We start from the raw sequence: 23593 nt of genomic DNA on the forward strand, positions 1-23593 counted from the left end.
TCGGACCTCGGCTGGCCTCGGCTGGTGGTGCTCGCGCCGGACCGCGACCGTGCCGTGGACCTGCGCCGGTTCCACTGTCCCACCGTTCGCGGCCCGGCGTGCCGGTGGCCACGGGAGGCGCCGGGTCAGTCCGGTCGACACGGCTGCGGGGAGCGGACCTCCAGCCAGACCCGCTTCCCCGGGCCCGCCGGCTCACTGCCCCAGGCCCGGGCCAGCCGGTCGACCACCCTCAGTCCGTGGCCGCCGGGCTGGGAGGGCCGGCCGGCCAGGAGCAGCACCGGCGGGCGGGGGCTGCTGTCCGAGACCTCGACCCGCAGCACCGGGCCGGTACGGCGCAGCACCAGCTCGTTCGGCCCTCCGGCGTGCCGGCAGGCGTTGGTCACCAGCTCACTGGTCATCATCAGCACGTCCTCGGCCGCCATCCGCTGCTCGGCTCCGACGGCCGGCAGCCAGCCCCAGTCGTGCAGGACCTCCCGGGTGAACTCACGGCAGCGGTGGACGGCCCCCCGGGGGTCGGCCAGTACCAGCCTTCGGCTCTGCGAGCCCGGTGCCTGCCCCGCGGCGTCCGCCATCAGATACCCGCCGTCAGTCCCCGTCCGGCGCCGCGGTTACCTGCTCGACCGTGGCGAAGACCTGGAACACGTCCTGCGCGCCGGTGATCTCCAGCATCCGGGCGACGATCGGCGAGGGTCCGGTGAGGACGATCCGTCCGCCGGCCGCCTCGGCGGTCAGCCTGGCCCTGAGCAGCAGGTTGAGGCCGGTGGAGTCGCAGAAGGCGAGGCCCGAGCAGTCCACCACCAGCTGCTCCGGGGACTGCCGGAGTGCTTCGTCCAGCGCCTCGCGCAGCGGCCCGGCGCTGTCGTGGTCGAGTTCGCCCTCCAGGGTGAGCACGATCCCGTACACCCACGGCCGGGCGGAGACGGTCAATTCACCGGTTTCCGTCGGGTGTGCATCCATCGACTGCGCTCCTCCCGTGCCCCCGGGGCCACGCATTCTCACCATAGATCACCGTCCCGGGATCCCGCAGAGGCCGCTCGGCGGCGCGCTCAGTGCAGCCGGAGGCCGACCAGGCAGGTGTCGTCCTGGGGGTTGGGGGCACCGAGGCGGCGCAGTACGTGGTCGAGGCAGCCCTCCAGTTCCGCGGCTCGGTACTCCTCGACGGCTCTGAGCAGCCGGTCCAGGCCGCTGCCGAGGTCGTCTCCGCGCCGTTCGACCAGCCCGTCGGTGTAGAGCAGGACGGTCCTGCCGGGCGGCAGCGGCAGTTCGGCGGTCTGGTACCGCGCGGCGGGCGCCGCGCCGAGCACCAGCCCGTCGGGCAGGCCGAGCAGGCGGACGGACCCGTCCAGCGCCACCACCGGCGGCAGGTGTCCGGCGCGGGCCCAGGTGAGCGTGCGGACGGCGGGGTCGAGCAGTCCGCAGACCACGGTGGCGATGTACTCGCTGCGTTCATGGCAGAGCATGCCGTTGAGCCGGCGCAGCATCTCCTGGGGCGGGAGCCCGGTGTAGGCCATGCCGCGCAGTGCGTGGCGTAGTTGGGCCATTCCGGCGGCGGCGCGCAGTCCGTGGCCCGAGACGTCACCGACGACGACCAGGACAGCGCCGTTCGGGAGGGTGAGGACGTCGTACCAGTCGCCGCCGACCTTGCCCTCGCGTTCGGCGGGCAGGTAACGGACGGCGACTTCGAGGCCGGGTTCGTGCGGGCCGCGCGGTACGTCCATCAGGGCGTGCTGGAGTGCCTGGACGGCGCGGTGTTCGATCGCGGTCTTCCTTCGCTGTTCGGCGAGTTGGCTGCGGGTGCTGGTGAGGGCCTGCTCGGTGCGGCGCCAGGCCGTGACGTCCTGGACCACGCCGCGGACGGCCACCACCCCACCGGAAGCCGTGTCGGGCACCGTCTCGGCCATCGCCCGCAGGCTGCGACGGGTGTCACCGGCCCCGCTGCCGAGCCCGGCGAGCCGGAACTCGGCGGTCGCGGGACTCTGTCCGGCGAGCACCCGTGCGGCGGCCGCACGGACCTCGTCCCGGTCCTCGGGGGCGATCGCGGCGAGCACGATGCCCGGTTCGAGCCCCTCGGAGCCCTCGGGCAGCCGCAGCAGCCGCCGCAGCTCGGGCGAGCAGGCGATCCTGCCGGCACCGGCCTGCCAGCTCCAGGTGCCCAGCCGGGCGAGCCGCTGGGCCTGGGCGAGTTGGGTCTCCCGCCGCTCCTGCTCGTCGTGGGTGCGCCAGCTGACCAGGACACCGTCGAGGAAGGGCGTGGCGTTCAGCTTCATGCACGAGGCGTGCACCCTCCCGCCGACCACCTCGATGAACTGCTCGATCTGGCCCTCGTAGGGCGTGCCGGTGGCGGCCACGTCCAGCAGCTGCTGGAAGGTGCCGGAGGCCACCATGCCCGGGTAGAGCTCGGTGACCCGGTGGCCGACGATGTCCTCGCCGGTGCGGTCGGCCATGTCGACGGTGGCCGCGTTGGCGTGTTCGACCCGCAGGTCGACCACCTTGCCGGTGGGCTCGCGGACGGCGGCGAGGATCAGCACGGGGTCGAGCAGCGCGTCCAGCACCGCACGGAACCAGGGCTCGGTGGCGGGCTCCAGCGGACCGAATCCCTCGGCGTCCGCGCTTACCACCCGCACCAGCTGCGCGGCGGTCAGCCGGGCGAGCGCGGAGAGGTAGCGGGTTGCGGCCGCATCGGGCCGGAAGTCCTCGGGCCAGCCGAGCTTCATCGCGCCGATCAGCCGCTGGCCGGAGCGCAGCGGCACCGCGCAGACGGTACGTCCGGGGATCAGGTCCTCGCCGGTGAGGTCGGGGTAGCGGACGGCGAACTCCTCCCGGCTGTGCACCCAGACGGTGGTGCCGAGCCGGGCCGCCTCGGTGAGCGGTACGGCGGTGCGCGGCGGGATCCGCTGCCACTGGCTCACCTGGTGGGCGGGCACGCCGTGGCTGCCCACCAGGCGCAGCGCGCCGTCCGGTTCGAGCAGTGCGAGGACGACCGCGGCTGCGCCGAGCGGGCTGAGCGCGTACTGGTGGAGCAGTCGGGCGAGGTCGTCGGGGCCGTCGGCGGAGGCGAGGGCGGAGGCAGCGAGGTGGTAGCGGGCGGCGAAGCCCTCGGCGGGCGGGGGTCCGTCGCTCGGCGGTTGCGGTCGCGCGGCACCGGTCGCGGGCGGGGGTACCGGTTCCGGACCTGGCGGGGACTCGGGCTCGGCTTCCGTGCTGGCGGCTTCGGGCGGGGCGGCGACGCCCAGCAGTTCGGCGGCCAGCTCGACCACCTTGCGGTTGCTGTCTCGTGAGCGCCGTACCAGTTCCTCGAAGGCCTGGTCAGGGGTGCAGGAGAGCCGTTGGGTGAGCAGGCCCTTGGCTTGTTCGATGACCCCTCTGGTGCGCATCGCGGCGCGCAGGCCGTCCACCTCGGCTCGCAACCGGTCCACCGTGGCCTGCAGAACGGCGCGATCGACCGAATCGTCACTCATCGGAAGCCTCCGGGTGCAAAACGCCGCAAAACGCCCTGCAAGTGCGGCACCAGAGTAGGCCGGATCACTCTGCGGAGACCAGCGCCGGTGCGGGCGGTCAGTCACCGGGCCGGTCGGGCGCGGCCAGCAGGGCGCTCACCAGAGTCGCCGCTCGACCACGGTGGCCTGGACGATCTTGCCCTGGGGCATCCGGAGGACGTGCACGCCCCGGCAGAGCCCGGTCACCACGACCAGCCCGTATCCCGCCGGAGGCGAGGCGGTGGCCAGCAGCTCCCGGCTGGTGTCCTCGACGGCCACCTCCACGGTGCCGTCAGCGGCGGGTGCGACCGTCAGCCGGCACGGCCCGGGCGCGTGCCGGCAGGCGTTGGAGACCAGTTCGGCGATCACGAGTAGAACGTCGCCCCGGGTCTCGTCCCGGAAGCGGGGTCCCGCTCCGGCCGCGAGCTCCGCGAAGAACTGCTCGGTCGCGTGGCGGGCCCTGCGGACCGATCCGACGCGCCCGTCCAGGTCGAGCGCGAGCACGGGCATCTGACACACACCACCTCACCCCGGCTCTGCCTGGTCTCCTGACGGTGTCCGCGCCTACCCCGGCCGCGGCCGGTCAACCGTCTGCTCGGCGGCCGGTTTCGCCGTTCTCGACCCGCTCCCTGAGCCGGGCGAGGGTGGCGCTCAGCACCCGGGAGACCTGCATTTGGGAGACCCCGATCCGCTCGGCGATCTCCGACTGCGTGTGATCGCCCCAGAAGCGCAGCAGCAGGACGGTGCGCTCGCGGTCGGTGAGCTGGCGGAGCAGCGGGCGGACAGCCTCCCGGAAGACCACCAGGTCCAGGTTCCGGTCGCAGTCGCCGAGCCGGTTGAGCAGGGCGCTGCCGGAGTCGTCGGTGCCGTCGTCGTGCAGGGCGTCCAGCGAGTCGCAGCGGTAGACACGTCCGGCGTCCAGGCCGGCGGCGACCTGCTCGCGGGTGAGGCCGAGGTCGTCGGCGAGCTCCTCGGGCGTGGGCAGCCTGCCGAGTCGCTGCTCCAGCCGGTCGGAGCCGCGGGCGGTCATCAGGTAGAGCTCCTGGACGCTGCGGGGAACGCGCAGCGGCCAGGACGTGTCGCGGAAGAACCGTTTGATCTCGCCGGTGATGGTGGGCAGGGCGTACGTGACGAACTCGACGCCGCGGTCCGGGTCGTAGCCGTCCACGGCCTTGATCAGGCCGATGGTACCGACCTGGAGGATGTCGTCCATCTCGGCGGCGCGATGGCGGAAGCCCGCCGCGACGAAACGGACCAGCGGCATGTTGAGCTCGATGATGGTGCCGCGGACGTAGCCGTAGGCGTGCGTCTCGGGCTCCAGCACGGCGAGACGGCGGAACAGCGCGTCGCTGAGCTCGCGCGCCTCGCTCTTGCCCAGGCGGCGTATCTGCTCCGGTGTGGGCCGCTGTTCGGCATCGAGGACGGGCGCGGCCTCCTCCGGGACGGGGGCCGCGGTGTGCACGGCGGCACCGGCCGTCGCCGGGGCGGGCGGGGCCATGACGGTACGCAGGGCGGTAGGAGTGGACAACGGGGTCATCTCCCGGGTCGTCGGGCCCACACCGGTGCGCGTGTCGTCGCGACGAGGTACATGCCGACGGTACGTCTTCGCACGAGGTGCGGGGGTGGGAGACCGCTCGGCCCGGCTGCTTGAGGCCACGGTGTCCCGGCACGGCGGGCGTGCCGCTGGATCGACGGCGAGGAGTCGCCGGAACGGAGGCGGGCCACGGGCCCGGATCCCTCCGTGTCAACTTCCTACCCGCACCAGGCTCGGCGAACCCTCCCGCGCCGAGGCGGAGCCTTTGCGGAGCTCGGTTTCGACACCGGCTCGGCATACTGCCCGCCGCCGGGTAGGGCGTACGGCTCCTGCCGTTGTCGGGCCGCCCGGTGCCCTCACCGCGCGGCCCGGTTCCGCGCGGCGTCGAGCCGGGCCGGCGAGGAGCAGCGACCTCGCCGGCCCAATGCTCGCACCGTCCGGTCACCAGCGGTACCAGCGCCGGCGCTCACCGCCCGCGACGACGAACCCGAGCAGCCACAGGATGAAGACGGCGAGCGCGATCCACCACAGCAGGTGGAGGGCGAACCCGGCACCGGCCAGGATCACGGCCAGCAGCAGAACGACGATCAGCAGAACCATGGCTATCAACCTCCGCGCCCGCGCCTGCCCCGAATCCGCGCGGCCATTCCTGCGGGACCGCCCTCCCGACGGCCCACCGCCGCCTGCGGGATTCGACCGGCGGAACCGGGGCAGACGCGCCCCATGGTCCACAGCACCGGGCCGTCCGCATGAGTCGCGCGAAGGAGGAAGGCCATGAGCAAGGTGCAGGAGTCGATCGACGTCGACGTCCCGCTGCACACGGCGTACAACCAGTGGACTCAGTTCGAGGAGTTCCCCCGCTTCATGGAGGGCGTCAAGGAGGTACGACAGCTGGACGACCGCCACAACCACTGGCGGACCTCCATCGCCGGGGTCGACCGGGAGTTCGACACCGAGATCGTCGACCAGCTGCCCGACGAGCGGGTGGCGTGGCGGACGGTCGGGGGCGATGTCAAGCAGATGGGCGTGGTGACGTTCCAGCCGCTGGACGAGGGTCACACCCGGGTCAGGCTCGCCATGAACGTCGAACCGGAGGGCATGGTCGAGAAGGCCGCCGACATGCTCGGCATGCTCGACCGCCGGGTCAGGGGCGATCTGCGCCGCTTCAAGGGCTTCGTCGAGTCCCGCGGCGAGGAGACCGGCGCCTGGCGCGGCCGGGTCTCGCCCGGCTGAGGCAGGCGGCCGAGCCGCTTCCCGACCCCAGGGGGCTACGGCAGCCGACCCGGGCAGGGCCGGACGAGCTGCCGGGAGACGGGCGGTCAGGACCCTTGGCGGGTACGCCCGTCCGTCCCTGTTCCTGGTTCCTGCTCCGCCCCGTCGTTCCTGGTTCCTGCTCCGCCCCGTCGAGGACGACGTCGAAGACGGATGACCTGAACGGCAGCGAGCGCATGTCGGCGGCGGCTGCCGGGAGTCCGGCGCCGCGGGCGGCCGGAGGCGGTCCGTTCAGGGCCCTTCCAGCCCGGCTCGGCCTGCCCTGCGGACGCCGTCTCCGCTGTCGGACCACACGGTGAAACGGCCGCCGCCGTAGCGGGCGTCGGGGTCTGCGGGGTCGAGCGGTCCGTGGGCCGCCAGCACGGCGTCCGCGTACCGCTCGGCGTCGCCCTGCAGCCGGTAGTCGAGGCGGCGGGCCGCGCCGAGGTCCCACCAGGCCCGGGAGTTGGCCGAGATGCCGTACACGATCTCGAACCCGAGGTCGGGGGTGCGCAGCAGGGCGTCGATCCGTCCCGCGGCGCCGGTGAGCAGGATCTCCACGACGGCTCCCTCCCGGTCCGGATCGCCACTGCAGTGCCCGGGGTGCGAGGAGTGGCGGTGCGGACGCGGCGGCGTTCCGTCCGGCCTGGTGCATCGCCGTCTGGCGGCCGCTCCGTGCACGGTGACGGCTCGTCGTGCCAGGAGCGGGCGGGCCTGTTCGCCGGGCGGCTGCTTCTCTGTCAGTGGCGGCTGCGCGGATGCTCCAGGGACATGCGCCCGGCGGCGTCCGCTGTGGCGGCGAGCCGGCACGGTGGTGGACCACAGGCGGTCACCTCGCCGGTCCGCCTCGATCAAGCCATAGAGTCACCCTATGCATCCATCAGCGATCGGCTTCTACCACGACTGGATCGCCGAAGCCAGTGTGGAGGCATGACAGCTCACATCGTGGACGCTCCGGACGCCGAAGCGGCCCCGTCCCACCCGTCGCCGGTGCCCCGATCGGCCGGCCCGTTCTCCCGAGTCCCCGGTCTGGCCCTCGCAGTGGGCATCGCCGCGGTCGCCACCTTCGCGGGAGGGCTGGTGCCGCTGGTCGGTGGGCCGGTGAGCGGGATCCTCATCGGCATCGCGGTCGCCGCCGTCATCAGGCCCGGCGCGAGGCTGCGCCCGGGGATCACCACCGCGAGCAAGTTCGTGCTGCAACTGTCGGTCGTCCTCCTCGGCGCCCAGCTGTCTCTGGCCCAGATCCTCCGTGTCGGGCTGGGGTCACTGCCGGTGATGGTCGGGTCGCTGGCGGCCTGTCTCACGGCCGCGTACTTCATCGGCCGCCGGCTGGGCGTCGTGGGCGACCTCCGCACCCTGATCGGCGTGGGCACCGGCATCTGCGGCGCCTCCGCCATCGCCGCCGTCACGCCGGTGATCGGCGCCGCCGGCGCCGAGGTCGCCTACGCGGTCTCCACCATCTTCCTGTTCAACATCGCCGCCGTCCTCACCTTCCCTGCGCTGGGCCACCTGCTGGGACTCAGCCAGCACGCCTTCGGCCTGTTCGCCGGAACCGCCGTCAACGACATGTCCTCGGTGGTCGCCGCCGCCACCACGTACGGCCCGGCGGCCACCGACTACGCCGTCGTCGTCAAGCTGACCCGGACCCTGCTGATCATCCCGATCTGCCTCGGACTCGCCGCGCTGGCCGCTCGCGGGCGGCGCGGGGCCACCCCGGGTTCGCGGGTCCGCCCGTGGAGACTGGTGCCGTGGTTCCTCGTCGGCTTCCTGCTGGTGGCCGCCGCCAACACCGCCGGCCTGGTTCCGTCCCACGCGCACCACGCCCTCAGCCAGATCTCGGTCTTCCTCATCACCATGGCGCTGTCCGCGATCGGACTGTCCACCGACCTGCCCGGGCTGCGCCGGGCCGGTCCGCGTCCGCTCCTGCTGGGCGGCTGCCTGTGGGTGACCGTCTCGCTGACCAGCCTCGCTCTGCAGGCCGTGACCGGCACCGGATGAGGGACTGCGGTACCTCCGACCGCTGCGGACGACGGACACTGGTGAGGGGCAGGTAGTGGCGGAGGTCCCGGTCAGGAGGTGGGGTCGCTGGACACCTTCGGGCGGCAGGCCGTCGATCTGCGCGTGTCGCTGACCGACCGCTGCGACCTGAGGTGCACCTACTGCATGCCCGAGCAGGGCATGACCTGGCTGGCGAAGCCCACGCTGCTGACCGACGAGGAGGTGGTCCGGCTGGTCCGGATCGCCGTCACCCTGCTGGGTGGTGTACGGGAGGTGCGGTTCACGGGCGGCGAGCCGCTGCTGCGGCCCGGTCTGGTCGGCATCCTCACCGCGTGTGCCCGCCTCCAGCCTCGGCCGGAGCTTTCGCTCACCACCAACGGCATCGGCCTCGCCCGTACCGCCGCGGCACTGCGCGGGGCGGGCCTGGACCGGGTCAACGTCTCGCTGGACACCCTCGACCCGCGGACCTTCCAGCGGCTCTCCCGGCGGGACCGCCACCACGACGTGCTCGCCGGCTTGACGGCCGCCCGGGCGGCAGGCCTCTCACCCATCAAGGTGAACACCGTACTGATGCGCGGAATCAACGACCACGAGGCACCCGACCTGCTCGCCTGGTGCCTTGAGCGGGGCTACGAGCTGCGCTTCATCGAGCAGATGCCGCTGGACCCGCAGCACGGCTGGGACCGCAGCACGATGGTCACCGCGGCGGAGATCCTCGACCGGCTGAGCACGCGGTTCACGGTCACCCCGGAGCCGGCGGGGAGGCGCGGCTCCGCACCGGCCGAGAGGTGGATCGTCGACGGCGGGCCGGCCCGGGTCGGTGTGATCGCCAGCGTCACCCAGCCGTTCTGCCGTGCCTGCGACCGTACCCGGCTCACTGCGGACGGCCAGGTCCGCAACTGCCTGTTCGCCACCGGGGAGACGGACTTGCGCACCGCCCTGCGCGAGGGCGGCGACGACCCGCGCACGGACGCGCGGATCGCCGAGCTGTGGCGGGCGGCCATGTGGGGCAAGAAGGCCGGCGGCGGGATCGGTGATCCGGACTTCCACCAGCCGGAACGGCCGATGTCCGCCATCGGCGGCTGAGGCGGGCGCCCTGCCCTGGCCGGGCGGCCGGCTCGACGTCCTCGACATGCCGAACGGCATCGCGGGCACCTGAAGGCGACTGAGGCGGCAGCCCTCCATGCGCGGCCGGGCAGACCCGCCACACATCGCCCCCGAGCGGTCCACGCAGATCGGCGCGAGGGGCGTGACCCGATCCGCCGCGACGCGCCGCACAGGTCAGGCCGGCTCCGGCGGCCGGCCGCGCGTTTCGGCGCGCCGCGCGGGCACGCGCGGTCCCGGCGCGGTCAGCCGGCCTGGCCCCGCGCCCCGATCCCGTCACACAGCACGGACATCACCCGGCCGGCCATGCCCTCGTCCCCCTCCGCCCGATAGGTGGCCAGGAACACGGCCCGCAGCAGGGCCATCAGATCGGTGATACCGAGATCCGGGCGGACCGCGCCGGCGTTCTGCGCACGGACCAGCAACTCGGCGATCGCTTCCCGTAGTTCGCGGTTCACCTCGACCAGGTTCGCGGTGACGTCGACACCGGCCCCGGCCAGCGCGTCGATCAGGTCCTTCTTCGCGGAGCCCTCCCGGGTCAGCATGGCCACGAAGTCGAAGAACGCCCCGCCGGGATCTTCGGCCGTGGCCAGCTCCCGTGCCCGGTCGACCAGGCCCTGGAGGCGATGGAGGATCACCGCGTCGAACAACGCCTCCTTCGTCGGGAAGTGCCGGTACACCGTCCCGGCGCCGACCCCGGCCCGGCAGGCGATCTCGTCCAGCGGGACCGACAGGCCCTCGGAGGCGAAGGCGGCCTGCGCCGCCTCCAGCACCCGTGCCCGGTTGCGCCGGGCGTCGGCTCTCATCGGGGGTGACAACTTGGCGTTCAATCCGTGGTCCTCCTTCGGGACGGCTGATCGAGCACAGTCCTCCCACGGCGATCGCCGCAGCCGGCCGGGCCGGCCAAGCCCCGTCCAGCGAGCTGCCCCGCCCGGCCCGACGCTCCCCCACCTGATCAGCGCGGTCCGTCAACCAGCAGGATGGAGCTGCGGCGTTGAGGACCTCCGGCCGGCGGCGGCGAACCCGGCGCCACGGCCGGTGCCGCTCCCGCGATCCTCCGTTCACGGGAGGGGCGCCCGGAGCGCGTCAGGTCTGCAGGATGTTGTTCCGGCCGTCGTGGCCGTCCGCCCCCTGGTCGTCGAACCAGTAGTCCCCGTGCGCGAGGTAGCGGAAGGCGTGCCGCTCACCCGGCGACATCGCGACGGTGACCGCCCGGGTGCCGTCCGGACGCATACCGAAGGTGTGGATGCCTGGCGTCCAGTCGTTGAAATCGCCAACCACGCTCGTTTCCCCGGCGGGATGGTCGGCGGGCAGTACGAAGGTCACCTCAGCCAGATTCTTGCTCCGAACACGCTCCAGCATGGGACATCTACTCCTTCAGGGATGGCGTGTGAATGGGAATGGTGCGATTGCGCCGATCCTCGCCCCGCACACTCGTCGGCAGCGCGCCGCGATACGCCGCCCGCACCGGACCGTCACCCGATCGGGCGAGGCCCGGGTGATCGTGCGCTCGGGGTCCGCTGCGTGCTCTCCGCGGCCCGGACCCCCGTTGGGGCGGCGGAGCGGCGCTAAGCGCGTCACGCTGGACATGACGGTCGGATGCTCGCCTGCGGGCCGGAAACCCGGAGAGGGATGGCCGTGATGGACGAAACGGTGACGGCGTTCGGGGAGAGCCCCGATGACCCGTTCGCGCTGCACCACGGCGCCACTGCGGCGCTGGACCGGACTGGCAAGGTCTCCGGCTGGAGCAAGCGGGCGCAGCAGCTGCTGGGCTACCGGCCGCAGGAGGTCATCGGCCGGGCCGCGGCCGAGCTGCTCGTCGGCCCGGACGACCAGAAGTGGATCACGCAGGCGGCGCTCTCCTGCGAGCGGATGACCGGCTGGTTCGGGGTGCTGCCCATTCGTCACCGTGACGGCAGCCGGGTGATGCTGGGCATCCGCGCTCGGTGTGTGCTGCGTGCCGAAGTGGGCTGCGAATGGTTTCTGGTCGGCGCACCGGCGGAGGAGGTGATCCGGTGGGAGACCGACCGGGCGGTCCTGGACGGCCTGTTCCAGCGGTCTCCGATCGGGTTCGCCAGCCACGCCCCCGATTTGCGCGTCCTGCGGATAAACCGGGCTCTCGCCCACGTCGGCGGCCTGCCGACCGCGGAGGCGGCCAAAGGGCACCGCATCTCCGACTTCCTCGTCGCGGCGGACGCCCGCACCGTGGAGGCGGGTCTGAAGCGCGTCCTGGAGACCGGCAAGCCGATGATCTTCACCGAGCAATCGTGCAGGCTACGCGGAGAACCCACCCAGGAGCGGTACGTGTCCGTCTCGGCGTTCCGCATGGAGGACTCCACCGGGGCCGTTCTCGGGGTCGCGCAGCTGGTGGAGGACGTCACCGCTCGGCACCGGGCGCAGCGCCGGCTGGCTCTGCTGAACGAGGCCAGTGTCCGCATCGGCACCACCCTGGACGTCACCACGACGGCCAGGGAGCTGTCCGAGGTCGCCGTCCCCAGCCTCGCCGACTGCATCACCGTGGACCTGCTGGAATCCGTGGCCCGCGGCGGCGAGCCGGCGCCGTTCGCCCTCGGACCGGTGCTGCGGGTGGCCATCAAGACCGTCGTCCCGCAGAGCGAGCGGTTCCTCGTCCCGATCGGCGAGTCGATCCGGTTCACCCCGGACACCCCTCAGGGCCGGTGCCTGGCCGAGCTCCAACCGGTCCTCGAACGGGACGTCGACCTCTTCCTCTCCGCGCCCCTCATCGGCACGCACTGGGTCGAACGTGCGCGCAACCTGGGGATCCGCTCGCTGATGGCGGTGCCGCTGGTGGCCCGGGGCCTGGTGCTGGGCGTGATCAGCCTCAGCCGCACCCAGCAGGTCGAGCCGTTCGAGGCGGACGACCTCGTGCTGGCCAGTGAGTTCGCGGCCCGCGCCGCCGTCTGCATCGACAACGCACGCCGGTTCACCCAGCAGCACGAGGCGGCCCTCGCGCTGCAGCACAGGATGCTGCCGAGCGTGCTGCCCGGCCATCCCGCGGTCGAGGTCGCGCACCGCTACCTCTCCGCCGACTCGGTCACCGGGGTGGGCGGCGACTGGTTCGACGTCATTCCGCTCTCCGGTGCCCGGGTCGCCCTGATCGTCGGTGACGTGGTCGGCCACGGCATCCACGCCGCAGCCACCATGGGCCGCCTCCGTACCGCGGTCCAGACCCTCGCCGATCTCGACCTCGAACCGGACGAGGCGCTCACGCACCTGGACGACCTCGTCGACCGCCTGGCCAGCGAACAGGAGGAGGCCTCAGCCCCGGGCTCCCCGCACGAGAACCTGATCGGCGCCACCTGCCTCTACGCCGTCTACGACCCGGTGACCAAGCGCTGCACCCTCGCCCGGGCCGGTCATCCGCCGCCCGTCGTGGTGACGCCGTCCGGCACCGCCAGCCTGGTGGACCTTCCCACCGGCCCTCCGCTCGGCCTCGGCGGGCTGCCCTTCGAGACGGCGGAGCTGGTCCTGGCCGAGGGCTCCACGATCGCCCTGTACACCAACGGCCTCATCGAGGCGGCCGACCAGGATCTCGACGAGACCCTCGACCGGCTGTGCCGGACGCTGAGCGCCCCGCACGGCTCGCTCCAGGAGACCGCCACGGCCGTCGTCACCGCCCTGCTGGCCCCGCCCCTCGTCGACGACACCACCCTGCTGATCGCGCGGACCCGAGCACTCGCCGACGACCAGGTCGCGGTCTGGCAGCTGGCGCCGGAGCCCCAGGCGGCCGCCCTGGCCAGATCACTGGTCATCAAGCAGCTGAACTCCTGGGGGCTGGACGAAATGGCGTTCACCACGGAGCTGATCGCCACTGAACTCGTCACCAACGCCTACCGCTACAGCAACGGCCCGATCGAGCTGCGGCTCATCCTCGACCGCACCCTGATGTGCGAGGTCTCCGACGGCAGTACCACCGCGCCCCACCTGCGCCGGGCCCGGATCACCGACGAGGGAGGCCGCGGTCTCTTCCTGGTCGCGCAGCTCACGCAACGGTGGGGCGCCCGCTACACGCACGAGGGCAAGACCGTCTGGACCGAGCAGCTGCTCCACTCCTGAGCAGCGCGGGGCCGGACACCGGTCCTCACCGGGTCGACGCGGTGCGGCGGCCGTGAGCGGGCGTTGCCGCGGCTGCTCCTCGGGGGGCTGGTCAGACGCCGTCGGCCCCCAGCAGCCCGGTCAGTACGCGGGTGATGATGCGGTCGAAGATCCGGTCAGCGGGTTCGGGCCCGGCGGCCGGGGCCGCCTGGGCCAGGGCGGCGGTCAGGTAGGGGTGGCGGCCGGAGGCGACCACGTCGGCCAGGTACTCCTGCTGCGCCTGCTGCCACTGCGGCGCGGTCTGCCCGGGGAGCTGCCGGGTGATCTCGGCCCGGCTGAGCGAGGCGACCACGGAGTTCATGACGCTGACGGCTTCGAGCCTGGTCCGCCAGGTGGCCGGGTGGTCGGCGAGCGCGGCCAGGGCGTGTTCGAGGTAGCCGACCGCCTCGGGCCCTAGCGGGCTTCTCGAGGCGAGCGCGTCCAGCAGCCACGGGTGGCGCAGATAGGTGCCTCTGCCCTGGCGGGCGAGGGCGAGCAGGTCGCCGAGCCAGCGCCCGGTTCCGAGGCCGTCGTAGCACATCTCGCCGTTGACCTGATCGATCATCAACTCGAGCAGCTCGTCACGGGTGGTCACATAGCGGTACAGGGAGGCGGGAGCCGATCCCAGGGACTGCGCCACCGCCCGCATGGTGACGGCCGCGAGGCCGTGGGTGTCGGCCAGGGCGACGCCGGCCGCGGCGAGGCGGTCGCGGTCGAAGGTCGGTGCCGGTCCCCGCCCGGAGCGTTCGGGGCGCAGCCAGATGCTGGTGGTGGGCTGGTCGGTCACGGGCCCCTCCTTTTCCGCGAACGTCGTATGCAGTACCTTAGTGGACATCAGAACTGCGAACATCGATCGCAGTAAGTCGCCGTACGGAAGGGGAGGCCGTCATGGTCGAGGCACGACCGGGGTTGACATGGTCCGGGACCCGGTACGCACACAACGGATCCGTGGATGTCGCCTACGACGCGTTGGGGGGTTCGCGCGGCGCGCCCCTGCTGCTGGTGATGGGGCTGGCCACCGCCCGGTTCTGGTGGCCGGACGGCCTGTGCGAGGCGTTCGCCGACGCCGGGTTCGCCGTGGCCCGCTACGACCAGCGCGACGCGGGCGAATCCACCCGGATGCCCGACACCGCCACCGCCAACCCGTTCAAGGCGCTGTTCGGCAGGCGCGGCGACGCCTACACCTCCGAGGACATGACCGACGACGCCGTCGCGGTGCTGGATGCGCTCGGCTGGGACCGGGCGCACGTCTTCGGCCACTCCCTGGGCGGAGTGATCGCCCAGCGACTCGCCCTTCGCCACCCCGACCGGGTGCTCAGCGTGACGTCCTCGGCGGCGCTACCCAGCGACGTCTCCGGTTTGAGGGTGCTGCGCTACCTGCGGTTCGGCCTGCCCGCCAGGCTCGCGCGCGCCAGGTTCCCCGAGGGGCGCGAGGGCGACATCGAAGCGTCCCTGGCGGTCTGGCGCGGTATCGCCTCCCCCGGCTACCCCTTCGACGAGGCGGCCGCCCGGGCCTGGGTCGAGGCCCAGGTGGACAGCGGCCCGCGCGACACCAGGGCACAGAGCCGCCAGATCGGCGCGCAGTGGCACGGTCCGCCGCTGCGCGAGCTGCGCCGGCCCACCCTCGTCCTGCACGGGGAACAGGATCCGCTCCTGCGGGTCGCCGCGGCCCGCGCCACCGCCCGCGCCATCGCCGGGGCCCGTCTGGTGACCTTCCCCGGCGTCGGTCACGACCTGCCCGCGGCCCTCTGGCGGGCCGTCGCCCGCGAGGTGGGCGATCTGGCCGCGTCGGAGTGACAACCCCCCTCCGACGACGGGCTGTTGCCACTCTTGCGCGTCGCCACCGCCCGCGCTGTCGCCGGGGCCCGCCTGATGACCTTCCCCAGCGGTGGGGGAACGGGCGGCGGGAACGGGCGGTGGGGCCTGGCGGATTGCGAGCGGGAATGCGGGGTAGGCGCGCCGTGCGGCAGCAGGAGAGGAGCGTGAGACATGCCCCGAGGATCAAGCCCCAAGCGGGAACGCCAGTATGAGCACATCAAGGAGGGCCTGCTCGATCGCGGCCGGGACGAGGAGACCGCGGAGGAGATCGCGGCCCGCACCGTCAACAAGGAACGCGCCCGGCACGGCGAGTCCAGGACTGCCAGCCGCACCTCGATCGAGGACATCTCCTCCGGCCGCCGCGGCGGCCTGCGCTCGCGCAGCGGAGCCCGGGGCCCCACGTACGACCAGCTGTACAACGAGGCCAGGCAGCGCGGCGTCAAGGGCCGCTCCAAGATGAACAAGAAGCAGCTCGCGAACGCTCTCGGCCGCTAGGAGGAGCACGATGGCCTCCATACCCGTACCGCCGGACCCCGATGTCGCGCCCGCGCCACCGCCTCCGCCCGCCCCGCCTGAGCCACCCGCCCCGCCGGTGCCGCCCGACCCCCCGAAACCACCCGGCTCTCCGGTGCCGCCGGAGCCGACAGGGCCCGGAGAGGAGCCGGGAGAGCCGGGCGGGGAGCCCGAGCCCCCGCCGGATCCGGTACATCCCCGCCCGGAGGAACCGCCCGACTGAACGCCGCCCGACCATCGTGAACGCCTCGCACGACCGCAGAGCGAGGCGTTCATGACGGCCGGGCGGTCTGTCGTCGGCACCGGCCGGCACCTGGTCGAGGCCGAACAAGTCAGCGTCGCCCAGGGCGAGTTCGCGATCGCGGAACCCGGGGCGGCGCGCAGCGGATCAGGCGCGGTGCTTGGGCAGGGGCGGCGGACCGTAGGCCTGGGCGAGGGCCTCGCGGACGGCCAGGCGGCCCGCCATGTGGAACGACCGGTCGTGGGAGTCGACATCGTGCACCCGGACGCTCCGCAGCACGACGGCCACCGCCACGGCGAAACCGTCTCCCTGGTCGGCCAGTTCCTCGCGCATACCGGCGGCCAGGGCCGCGTGGAACCCGGGCAGCTGCTCCCGGCAGGAGCCCTCCGTCACATCGGCGCTGTCGGCCGCCTCGAACGCGAAACCCTCCTCCCAGGGCTCGAAGTCCACGGTGACGTCCGCGAAGTCGGAGGGGCAGCCGGCCTGGCGGGCATACCGCGCCCGGACACCTCGGATCGGACGGGGCGGGAAGACCCTGGGCTCGGATTCCATGCGCCGAAGGTAGCCCACCGCACGGACACCCGACGCGGCGATCGCCGCTCCCGCCGACGTGGGACGGAGGCTGCGACGGTGTCGCCCAGAGCCTCACGATGTCCGAAACCCGTTCTCTCCCAAGCGAGTTGGTTCTCATAGCCCTAAGGCCTCCTTACTCTTCGTCTCCCACATCGGTCCCGGACAGCACTCCAGCACTCAGGACCGCGCGCCGCCGACCACCCCACGGCCGACGCTGCTTACGGCCGAGTAACATCAGAGCGGCGTGACCACCGAAGCGAGAGAGACGACATGACGAGGCGCTCCGGCACGTTCTCCTACACCCAGGCCGAGATGGCCCTCGAACTCGAGGAGGCGGCTGCCGCGAGTCACGGCGAGGAGCGTCTGGACCTCCTCGCACACGCTGCCAAGCACTGGGCCGAGGACGACGAGCACGCACGGGCACTGACCCTGTTCACCGAGGTGATCGAGAGCCGCCGGGAGTACCCCGAACTGGACTGGGCGCTCCCGGCGTACGCGTACTCGCTGTTCGCCGTGGGCCGGACCGAGGAGGCCTGGGCCGCGGTCGACGCCGCCGAGGCACACGCCCGCGCCAGGCACAGCTCCGCCGCCCACCAGCGGCTCGCCGACTACCTGGACAGCGCCGGCCAACTGGAGCGCGCGGAGCGGAACTACACCGCCGCGCTCGACCTGCTGCTCGACGGCGGCGACCGGGAACCGGCGGTGACGCGCCACCCTCGGGAAACCTCGCCGGTCGCCCGGATCCGCATCGACCGCCGCCGCCTGCGCGAACAGCTCGGCCTCCCCCGGGACGAGCACGACCTCGCCGCCGAGCGCGAGCTCGCCGCCGAGCAGCCCGCGTCCCGGCGCACCCTGCGTGACCGCCTGCGCGGGATGCGCAGTACGACCTGACGGAACGTCACCCGGAACCGAAGAGAGAGCACAGTGGGAAGCACCGAGTGGGACTGGGCGGCCGAGGCCCGCTACGAGGAGGAGGTCGCCGCACGCTGCGAGGGTGCGGACCGGCTGAACCACCTCTACCAGGCCGCCGAGTTCTGGTCCGACGCGGACGAGCACCAGCGGGCGCTCGACCTGCTGGACCTGGTCGCGGAGCAGAGCCCCGACCCCGCACAGTGCGCGGCGGACCCGCTGCTCGCCTACTGCCTCTTCAGGGTCGGCCGGGAGGAGCAGGGCCGGGCCGCGGCCCGCGCGGTCGAGGAACGGGCCGCCGCCGAACAGGACTGGGAGGCGTACGAGGAGTTCGCCGGATACCTGGTCCGGGCCGGCCGGCTGGAACACGCCCTGACCGACTACGACGCGGCCCTGCTGCTGGTCCTCGCGCTGGACCAGCCCGACGCCCCACCGGCCGGTCGGTCGGCGATCCGCCCGTTCAGCCTCGTGGCCAAGGGCCGGCTAGCGGTCCGTACCCGGCTGGGACTGCCGCCGGACGAGCACGACCGAACCGTACTCGAAGGCATGTCCCGCACCGAACGCTGGCGCCATCGCCGCAGCAGACGCCGAGGCGGAGCGGTCCGAATCGTCCGAAGCTGAAGGGAGAGCCGGTCGTGGAACTGGTCCGACAGGCGCTGGCCACTGCGCGGGACGCCGAGACGACGGGTGAGTGGGGAGGGTACGAGGCGCTGCTGCGACGGGCCGCCGCCGACGGGCAGCGGTCGCTGCGGCTCGGCCTGGAACTGATCGGCTCGGGCGACCGGGTCGAGCGTGCGACGGGCTGCGACCTGCTGGGACATGCGAGCGACCAGGACGGGACCGTCCGCGCCGCCACGGTGGACGCGCTGGTCGCGCTCGCGGAGCACGAGACCGACCCTGACGTGCTGTGGTCCCTCGCGCGTGCGATCGAGCTGACGTACGACCAGCGCGCCGTGCCCGTCCTGGTCTCCCTCGCCGGGCATCCCGACGCCGAGGTCCGCCGGCGGGCGGCCATCTCCTTCGCGGGGGTCTCAACCGACCGGCCGGACGGACCGGACATCCGAGCACTCGTCGAACTCACCCGCGACGATGACCCCGAGGTCCGCAACTGGGCGACCTTCACACTGGGCTTCCAGATCTGTACCGACAGCCCCGCGATCCGGTCCGCACTCTGGGAGCGGACGGCCGACGAGCACATGGACACCCGCGAGGAGGGCATCCACGGACTCGCCCGACGGCACGACCCGCGCGCCGTCCCGCTGCTGGCCGAGCTGCTCGACCAACCCGAGGGCGCACACCACCTCACGTTCAGCGCGGCACAGATCATGGGCAGTCCCGAACTGCTGCCGTATCTGCTGGACTACGACCCGGGCAGCCCCGGAGTCACCGAGGCCGTGCACGCCTGCGACCCGGTACGCCGGGCACGGCTGGACGCCTCGGCCTGGGACCTCGTGTGCGAACTCCACCGGCTCCGCCCCGACTTGGGCGCCAGCGTGTCCATGGAGCGCTTCGACCCCGGCCTGTCCCTCGGCCTTGCGACCCCCGCCGGGCCGACGGAGTACTCCGTACCGCTGCTGCTCGACCGCGCGGACGGCGACCCCGCACGCGCTGCCGGACTGGTCTCGTCCGACTTCCCCGCCGGCTCCGACGGCTGAACTCCGGCTCTGGACAGCCCCGCTGATGCGGCTGCTGGCTCGGCTCGCCGCCGTGGCCGCAGGAGGCGCCGCCGCCCTGGTCCGGCTGGTCGCCCGCCTGGTCGAGGCCAGCCGCTGACCACCGAGGACGGCGCCGGCGTCGTCCCGCCGCCCGTCGCGACGGCCCGGCGCCGCCGAGTTCCGGGGCGCACTGCCCGGCGGTCCGCCCGCGCCCGGTGGCCGCGCCGTGCGGACCGCCTCACTCCGCCTCCACCGAGCCGGTGAGCCGGAGTTTGCGCTGGGCGCGCTGGTAGAAGGTGGTTCCGCCGAGCCGGACCACCCGGGCGGCGGCGGGCAGCTGCACGATGTCGATCACATCGCCGGGGTGGGCCTCCCCCACCAGCTCGCCGTCCGCCTCCACGGAGAGCTCGCCGCTGGTGGGCAGGATCTCCAGGGTGAGGTTCTCGCCGGCCGACAGGAACAACGCCCGGTTGAACGCCGAGTGCGGGGCGACCGGGACCACCAGCATGCCCTCCGTGTTCGGGGAGACCAGTGGGCCTCCGGCGGAGAAGCTGTACGCCGTGGACCCGGTCGGCGTCGCCGCGATCACCGCGTCGGCGACGTAGCGGACGAAGGGGCGTCCGTCGACCTGCAGCGAGACGGCCGCCGTGCGGCATCCGGGCCGACGGACCAGCACGATGTCGTTGAAGGCCGTCGCCTCCCGACCGGCGATGACGGTTCTCACCCCTGAGCGGGGCTCGATGGTGAAGCGGTACTCGTCGATGGCCGTCAGCGCCTGCGGCAATTCGGGGACGTCGATCTCGGCCAGGAACCCCAGGCGGCCGAGGTTGACACCGAGGACCGGGGCGTGGCCGCGCGCGGCCATCCGCATCGCCCGCAGCATGGTGCCGTCCCCACCCAGGCTGACGATGAGGTCCGAGTGCTGAGCCAGGTACTCGGGATCGACCGGGACCGCCAGGCCGGCCAGCCGAGCCAGCTCGTCCTTGGAGGCGATCACGGTGGCTCCGCGCCCCCGCGCCCAGCCGGAGATCGCCTCGAACACGCGCACGCAGTCGCGCTCGGGGTGCAGCACCACCCCGACGGTGCGGACGGCTCCCATGGGCGGCCCCTCCCGTCTCGGCCTGCTGGACGACCCGTGCTCCCAGTGACGCACGCGGCGACGGCCGGGACAAGCCGGACGCGGAGCACTCGGATGCGGGCCGGACCACCGGGTACGAGGCCTTGCACTCCTGCCCGCACCGGGCCCTGAGCCGGTGGCGGTACCTCTGTGGCCATTCCTCCAGCCGACGCCACGGACGGTGACGAAGCGGTGCCGACGAGCGGAACCGGGACGCGGTCAGCGGCCGGTGCGCCGTGGCGAGTGTGGCGTGGACCCACCCGCCCCACCCCGATGGGCTCGGACCCGAGCCAGCAGCTCCGACAGCTGCCCGGCCGGCTCATCCCGGCCCGGGCTTCGACCAACTTTCCTGTCCATCAAGCAAGTTGGTCGACCCGAGTTCCGCGGCCATGAGAACGCCACACCAGTAAAAACGTAGCCCATGTGCGGACCGGCGCGACCGCCGGCCTCGCCTCGGCATCCGGCAACCACCGGGTCGCGCCCAATTGCGAGTGGGCCTGCGGCCTTACCAGGGCGGCCCGCCGCCGATTCAGGAATGTCAGGTTCACGACGTTGTCATGAACCCCCCATGACAGGAGCATGCCCGGTCATCTACGGTGATCCGCAGCCCGCCTGACGAACAGTCATCCGGGTCACCCCCACCATTCGCTTCTCCGTGCCCGCCGCACCCCCAACGCGGCGGGCACGGCGTGCCCGCTGGGACCCAGCCGGGTAACCCCCTAGGAGCCTCTGCATGCGCATCACCAGAGCGATCGGCATCGCCACCGCCGTTGCCCTCGCCGGTCTCACGACCACGACCGCCGCCACGGCGGCGACGCCCGACGTCCAGCGTCCGGCCGCCCACCACTCCCACCACCTGCGGCACGGCCTGGGCCTCGACCTCGCCGCGCTCAAGTCCCACCAGCGCGCCGCCCACCCCTCCGCGGTGGCTGCTGCGGACGCGCTCGCCCCGTTCGCCCGGGCCGGCGCCGCGCCGGCCAGCGCGGACCTGAGCGGGTACGCGCTCTCGCCCGGCGACCAGGGCCAGGTCGGCGCCTGTGTCACCTGGGCCACCGGCTACACGGGCTACGGGATCCTGATGAACGAGCAGAACATCAGCGGCACCCCGATGGCCCCGATGTTCATCTACTCGCAGATCGCCCAGGGCAATGACACGGGCACCTACGCGAGCGTCGCGCTGCCCATGGAGCAGCAGCAGGGCATCGACACCAAGTCCGACTACTGGCAGGGCGACTCCGACTACACCACCCAGCCGGACGACAACGAGCGTGCCAACGCCGCGCGGTACAAGCTGTCCGGCTTCACCGAGCTGCCCACCAGCGGCTCGGCGGCGAGGAGCGCCATCGAGAACGCGATATCCCGGGGCATGCCGGTGCCGATCGGCTTCCAGGTGCACCAGAGCTTCATGGACCTGAACGCCCAGTCGGCCTCGAACTACAGCTACCTGCCCGGTGACTCCGACAGCGACCCGATCGTCGGCGGCCACGAGGTGACCATCGTCGGCTACAACGACCAGGGCGTGAAGATCGAGAACAGCTGGGGCAGCAGCTGGGGCGACGGCGGCTTCGTCACCGTGCCGTGGAGCTTCTTCGACACCGGCGACGTCCAGGAGGTCCACGCCATGGGCAAGCTCGTCCAGAGCTGATCCACCGGCCGGCCAGGGCGGGGCCCACTCGGCCCCGCCCACCATCCGCCCTCCTGGCCCCGCCCGCCGCCCGGGCACCGAGCGGCGGACTGCTGAACGGCGCGCCCGGCTCCCCGGTGCCGGGCGTCAGGCCAGGGCCAGGAAGAGCTTCTCGAGTTCGGCCTCGGTCATCGGCGGGGTGTCGCCGTCGGCGGCGGCCATGCACTGGCGCATGCCACTAGCGACGATCTTGAATCCGGCACGGTCCAGGGCGCGGGAGACTGCGGCCAGCTGGGTGACGACGTCCTTGCAGTCGCGACCGGCTTCTATCATCGCGATGACGCCCGCGAGCTGCCCCTGCGCACGGCGGAGTCGGTTCAGTACCGCGCCGACCGCATCATCGTCGACCTGCATGGGCCACCTCCGCTGGACTGGTCCCGGTATCCCATCAGCATACCTCAGGGGGTATTACGGCCGGGCGTTCGGACCGCTGGCCGATCCACCGGACGGCGCGGGCCCGGCCAGCGGTCATCCCCGGAGTGCGGCCAGGGTGTCCTCGATGGCGGGCCGGCCGGGCCGGGGCCGGTCGCAGCATTTATCGGGAGAACTCAGGCATCGGAGGAACCCGGTCGGGTACCGCTGCCGGACCCGGGCCGCTGTATGAGGCCGGAGAACGTGAACACTGCCCAGGCCTGGTCGCCGGAGATCTGTTCCTCCAGTCGGCGGAGCACGTCCACGCCCGCCCGCAGCGTGCCGCGCCGCCGTGCGCGGCCGGCGTCGGTGTCCAGACGGTGCCACAGAAGCGGGTTGGCCGCGAGAACTCGCGGGTCGACCTCGGCCCGGCCACCGAAGGTATCGCAGAGGATCAGGCGCGCGGCAATCGCCCCCGAGTGCTGGACCGTCACCAGGGCATCGGTGCGCACTCGACGGCGGCGAGCCAGGGTGCGCACCTCGAGCCATCCTTCGCCTGCGACCACCCGGGGCGGTAGGAGAAGCGCGAAGACAGCGCCCCCCAACAGCGCCCACAGTGCGGCGCGCTCCGGCGTCAGTCCGCCCGATTCCCAGTCGACCAGTACCGCCAGCACGAGGAACATGACGCCGCTGCCAATGGCACAGCGTGAGGCGGCAGGCCAATGCCGGTCGCTGACGACCGGTTCCGGTTGGCTGTCGCGGCGCTGGCCACTACCGGCTGCCGGGAGAGGTCGGGGAGGGTTCCTGCGTTCCACGGCCCCGACAGTAGGCGGGTCACCTGGGTCTGTCCTGTCCGTCGGTGTCCGCGTGCGGTTTCTTAGCGGCATCCTGACGCGCGCACCCGGCGGGTCGCGTGTCGTCGGGCTCGACTACCACCGGTCAGGCGGGTCGGTCGCTGCTCACGGTGTGCTCCGCCCGTCCACCTGGTGCCCCCGGCTTCCTGGTTCTTCGGAAGGCCCGTCCGCAATGTCCGCAGTCCGGTGGCTGGGCCGTACTTCGGAGGGGCTTCGCACAGCCCGAGAAGGTCGAGGTCGGCGTTGGACTGACCGGGTGCGGTGCCGATCGTGACAGCGTCCTTCAGCTACAACCGGCCAGCTGACGTGATGAGCAGCCGCAGCGGTCGGTCGGCGCGATCGCCGACCGACCGCTGCGGCTCCCCCGTTGCAGACGGCGCCCACGAAAATCTGTCGATCAGTGCTAATGTCCCGATAAAA

General features: G+C 72.7%; 24 protein-coding genes. 10 read left to right on the forward strand and 14 right to left on the reverse strand.

Annotated elements, in window-relative coordinates:
- Positions 1-125: 125 nt before the first annotated feature.
- From ABD369_RS18215 to ABD369_RS18240, 6 genes are all read right to left on the reverse strand, one after another.
- Positions 126-572: an ATP-binding protein gene (locus ABD369_RS18215; RefSeq protein ID WP_344637483.1), complete on the reverse strand. Its 447-nt coding sequence runs from the start codon at positions 570-572 to the stop codon at positions 126-128.
- Between the two features lie 13 nt (positions 573-585).
- The gene (locus ABD369_RS18220) at positions 586-957 is read right to left on the reverse strand and encodes an STAS domain-containing protein (RefSeq protein ID WP_344637484.1); all 372 of its coding nucleotides are present in this window, start codon (positions 955-957) and stop codon (positions 586-588) included.
- A gap of 89 nt (positions 958-1046) precedes the next feature.
- Entirely contained in the window at positions 1047-3458 is a 2412-nt protein-coding gene (locus ABD369_RS18225) for a SpoIIE family protein phosphatase (RefSeq protein ID WP_344637485.1), read from the reverse strand.
- A gap of 135 nt (positions 3459-3593) precedes the next feature.
- Positions 3594-3986, reverse strand: a complete 393-nt coding sequence (locus ABD369_RS18230; protein WP_344637486.1) for an ATP-binding protein — start codon at positions 3984-3986, stop codon at positions 3594-3596.
- A gap of 73 nt (positions 3987-4059) precedes the next feature.
- A complete protein-coding gene (locus tag ABD369_RS18235) occupies positions 4060-5013 on the reverse strand; it encodes a SigB/SigF/SigG family RNA polymerase sigma factor (protein WP_425557655.1) in 954 nt (317 codons plus the stop codon).
- A 438-nt stretch (positions 5014-5451) separates the two neighbouring features.
- Positions 5452-5610 (reverse strand): hydrophobic protein, encoded by a 159-nt coding sequence (locus tag ABD369_RS18240; RefSeq protein WP_344637488.1) that lies wholly within the window; start codon positions 5608-5610, stop codon positions 5452-5454.
- A gap of 174 nt (positions 5611-5784) precedes the next feature.
- Here ABD369_RS18240 and ABD369_RS18245 point away from each other — a divergent pair, with 174 nt between their 5' ends.
- The gene (locus ABD369_RS18245) at positions 5785-6243 is read left to right on the forward strand and encodes an SRPBCC family protein (protein WP_344637489.1); all 459 of its coding nucleotides are present in this window, start codon (positions 5785-5787) and stop codon (positions 6241-6243) included.
- 270 nt (positions 6244-6513) lie between these two features.
- On the opposite strand, the gene ABD369_RS18250 is transcribed toward ABD369_RS18245, so the two are convergent.
- Positions 6514-6822: a hypothetical protein gene (locus tag ABD369_RS18250; protein ID WP_344637490.1), complete on the reverse strand. Its 309-nt coding sequence runs from the start codon at positions 6820-6822 to the stop codon at positions 6514-6516.
- A gap of 369 nt (positions 6823-7191) precedes the next feature.
- Here ABD369_RS18250 and ABD369_RS18255 point away from each other — a divergent pair, with 369 nt between their 5' ends.
- Positions 7192-8259, forward strand: a complete 1068-nt coding sequence (locus ABD369_RS18255; protein ID WP_344637491.1) for a YeiH family protein — start codon at positions 7192-7194, stop codon at positions 8257-8259.
- Positions 8260-8337: 78 nt separating this feature from the next.
- Positions 8338-9345 carry a GTP 3',8-cyclase MoaA gene (moaA, locus tag ABD369_RS18260; RefSeq protein ID WP_344637492.1) on the forward strand — a complete coding sequence of 336 codons (1008 nt, stop codon included), beginning with the start codon at positions 8338-8340 and terminating at the stop codon, positions 9343-9345.
- Between the two features lie 263 nt (positions 9346-9608).
- On the opposite strand, the gene ABD369_RS18265 is transcribed toward moaA, so the two are convergent.
- Both ABD369_RS18265 and ABD369_RS18270 read right to left on the reverse strand, forming a co-directional pair.
- Positions 9609-10193, reverse strand: coding sequence for a TetR/AcrR family transcriptional regulator (locus ABD369_RS18265; protein ID WP_344637493.1), 585 nt, complete (start codon positions 10191-10193; stop codon positions 9609-9611).
- Positions 10194-10449: 256 nt separating this feature from the next.
- Positions 10450-10725 carry an isoamylase early set domain-containing protein gene (locus ABD369_RS18270; protein WP_344637494.1) on the reverse strand — a complete coding sequence of 92 codons (276 nt, stop codon included), beginning with the start codon at positions 10723-10725 and terminating at the stop codon, positions 10450-10452.
- Positions 10726-11004: 279 nt separating this feature from the next.
- Here ABD369_RS18270 and ABD369_RS18275 point away from each other — a divergent pair, with 279 nt between their 5' ends.
- On the forward strand, positions 11005-13440 hold the full coding sequence (locus ABD369_RS18275) for a SpoIIE family protein phosphatase (RefSeq protein ID WP_344637495.1): 2436 nt from the start codon (positions 11005-11007) through the stop codon (positions 13438-13440).
- Positions 13441-13531: 91 nt separating this feature from the next.
- Here the strand turns inward: ABD369_RS18275 and ABD369_RS18280 are convergent, their stop codons facing one another.
- A complete protein-coding gene (locus tag ABD369_RS18280; RefSeq protein ID WP_344637496.1) occupies positions 13532-14245 on the reverse strand; it encodes a TetR/AcrR family transcriptional regulator in 714 nt (237 codons plus the stop codon).
- A gap of 122 nt (positions 14246-14367) precedes the next feature.
- Between ABD369_RS18280 and ABD369_RS18285 the strand changes: the two genes are divergently transcribed.
- Positions 14368-15255, forward strand: coding sequence for an alpha/beta hydrolase (locus tag ABD369_RS18285; RefSeq protein ID WP_344637588.1), 888 nt, complete (start codon positions 14368-14370; stop codon positions 15253-15255).
- Positions 15256-15447: 192 nt separating this feature from the next.
- Positions 15448-15771, forward strand: coding sequence for a plasmid stabilization protein (locus ABD369_RS18290; protein ID WP_344637497.1), 324 nt, complete (start codon positions 15448-15450; stop codon positions 15769-15771).
- 406 nt (positions 15772-16177) lie between these two features.
- Here the strand turns inward: ABD369_RS18290 and ABD369_RS18295 are convergent, their stop codons facing one another.
- Positions 16178-16582 (reverse strand): hypothetical protein, encoded by a 405-nt coding sequence (locus tag ABD369_RS18295; RefSeq protein WP_344637498.1) that lies wholly within the window; start codon positions 16580-16582, stop codon positions 16178-16180.
- A gap of 291 nt (positions 16583-16873) precedes the next feature.
- Between ABD369_RS18295 and ABD369_RS18300 the strand changes: the two genes are divergently transcribed.
- The 3 genes from ABD369_RS18300 to ABD369_RS18310 are packed head-to-tail and all read left to right on the forward strand — an operon-like array spanning position 16874 to position 19167.
- Positions 16874-17494: a hypothetical protein gene (locus ABD369_RS18300; protein WP_344637499.1), complete on the forward strand. Its 621-nt coding sequence runs from the start codon at positions 16874-16876 to the stop codon at positions 17492-17494.
- 33 nt (positions 17495-17527) lie between these two features.
- Positions 17528-18133, forward strand: coding sequence for a hypothetical protein (locus tag ABD369_RS18305; RefSeq protein WP_344637500.1), 606 nt, complete (start codon positions 17528-17530; stop codon positions 18131-18133).
- A gap of 14 nt (positions 18134-18147) precedes the next feature.
- Entirely contained in the window at positions 18148-19167 is a 1020-nt protein-coding gene (locus ABD369_RS18310) for a HEAT repeat domain-containing protein (RefSeq protein ID WP_344637501.1), read from the forward strand.
- 238 nt (positions 19168-19405) lie between these two features.
- Here ABD369_RS18310 and ABD369_RS18315 read toward each other — a convergent pair whose 3' ends face one another.
- Positions 19406-20266, reverse strand: coding sequence for an NAD(+)/NADH kinase (locus tag ABD369_RS18315; RefSeq protein ID WP_344637502.1), 861 nt, complete (start codon positions 20264-20266; stop codon positions 19406-19408).
- Between the two features lie 751 nt (positions 20267-21017).
- Between ABD369_RS18315 and ABD369_RS18320 the strand changes: the two genes are divergently transcribed.
- Complete coding sequence (locus ABD369_RS18320) at positions 21018-21929, forward strand: C1 family peptidase (protein WP_344637503.1); 912 nt, start codon at positions 21018-21020, stop codon at positions 21927-21929.
- Between the two features lie 126 nt (positions 21930-22055).
- On the opposite strand, the gene ABD369_RS18325 is transcribed toward ABD369_RS18320, so the two are convergent.
- Positions 22056-22322: a metal-sensitive transcriptional regulator gene (locus ABD369_RS18325; RefSeq protein WP_344637504.1), complete on the reverse strand. Its 267-nt coding sequence runs from the start codon at positions 22320-22322 to the stop codon at positions 22056-22058.
- Positions 22323-22516: 194 nt separating this feature from the next.
- Entirely contained in the window at positions 22517-23002 is a 486-nt protein-coding gene (locus tag ABD369_RS18330; RefSeq protein WP_344637505.1) for a hypothetical protein, read from the reverse strand.
- Between the last annotated feature and the right edge of the window lie 591 nt (positions 23003-23593).

Origin of the sequence: Kitasatospora cystarginea (genome assembly GCF_039533515.1) — a bacterium.
GTDB lineage: Bacteria > Actinomycetota > Actinomycetes > Streptomycetales > Streptomycetaceae > Kitasatospora > Kitasatospora cystarginea.

What these genes read in the sequence shown, in the direction of transcription:
- ABD369_RS18215 (WP_344637483.1), bottom strand. Translation starts at nt 572, where the DNA reads ATGGCGGACGCCGCGGGGCAGGCACCGGGCTCGCAGAGCCGAAGGCTG.
- ABD369_RS18220 (WP_344637484.1), bottom strand. Translation starts at nt 957, where the DNA reads ATGGATGCACACCCGACGGAAACCGGTGAATTGACCGTCTCCGCCCGG.
- ABD369_RS18225 (WP_344637485.1), bottom strand. Translation starts at nt 3,458, where the DNA reads ATGAGTGACGATTCGGTCGATCGCGCCGTTCTGCAGGCCACGGTGGAC.
- ABD369_RS18230 (WP_344637486.1), bottom strand. Translation starts at nt 3,986, where the DNA reads ATGCCCGTGCTCGCGCTCGACCTGGACGGGCGCGTCGGATCGGTCCGC.
- ABD369_RS18235 (WP_425557655.1), bottom strand. Translation starts at nt 5,013, where the DNA reads ATGACCCCGTTGTCCACTCCTACCGCCCTGCGTACCGTCATGGCCCCG.
- ABD369_RS18240 (WP_344637488.1), bottom strand. Translation starts at nt 5,610, where the DNA reads ATGGTTCTGCTGATCGTCGTTCTGCTGCTGGCCGTGATCCTGGCCGGT.
- ABD369_RS18245 (WP_344637489.1), top strand. Translation starts at nt 5,785, where the DNA reads ATGAGCAAGGTGCAGGAGTCGATCGACGTCGACGTCCCGCTGCACACG.
- ABD369_RS18255 (WP_344637491.1), top strand. Translation starts at nt 7,192, where the DNA reads ATGACAGCTCACATCGTGGACGCTCCGGACGCCGAAGCGGCCCCGTCC.
- ABD369_RS18270 (WP_344637494.1), bottom strand. Translation starts at nt 10,725, where the DNA reads ATGCTGGAGCGTGTTCGGAGCAAGAATCTGGCTGAGGTGACCTTCGTA.
- ABD369_RS18275 (WP_344637495.1), top strand. Translation starts at nt 11,005, where the DNA reads ATGGACGAAACGGTGACGGCGTTCGGGGAGAGCCCCGATGACCCGTTC.
- ABD369_RS18290 (WP_344637497.1), top strand. Translation starts at nt 15,448, where the DNA reads ATGCCCCGAGGATCAAGCCCCAAGCGGGAACGCCAGTATGAGCACATC.
- ABD369_RS18295 (WP_344637498.1), bottom strand. Translation starts at nt 16,582, where the DNA reads ATGGAATCCGAGCCCAGGGTCTTCCCGCCCCGTCCGATCCGAGGTGTC.
- ABD369_RS18300 (WP_344637499.1), top strand. Translation starts at nt 16,874, where the DNA reads ATGACGAGGCGCTCCGGCACGTTCTCCTACACCCAGGCCGAGATGGCC.
- ABD369_RS18315 (WP_344637502.1), bottom strand. Translation starts at nt 20,266, where the DNA reads ATGGGAGCCGTCCGCACCGTCGGGGTGGTGCTGCACCCCGAGCGCGAC.
- ABD369_RS18320 (WP_344637503.1), top strand. Translation starts at nt 21,018, where the DNA reads ATGCGCATCACCAGAGCGATCGGCATCGCCACCGCCGTTGCCCTCGCC.
- ABD369_RS18325 (WP_344637504.1), bottom strand. Translation starts at nt 22,322, where the DNA reads ATGCAGGTCGACGATGATGCGGTCGGCGCGGTACTGAACCGACTCCGC.
- ABD369_RS18330 (WP_344637505.1), bottom strand. Translation starts at nt 23,002, where the DNA reads ATGTTCCTCGTGCTGGCGGTACTGGTCGACTGGGAATCGGGCGGACTG.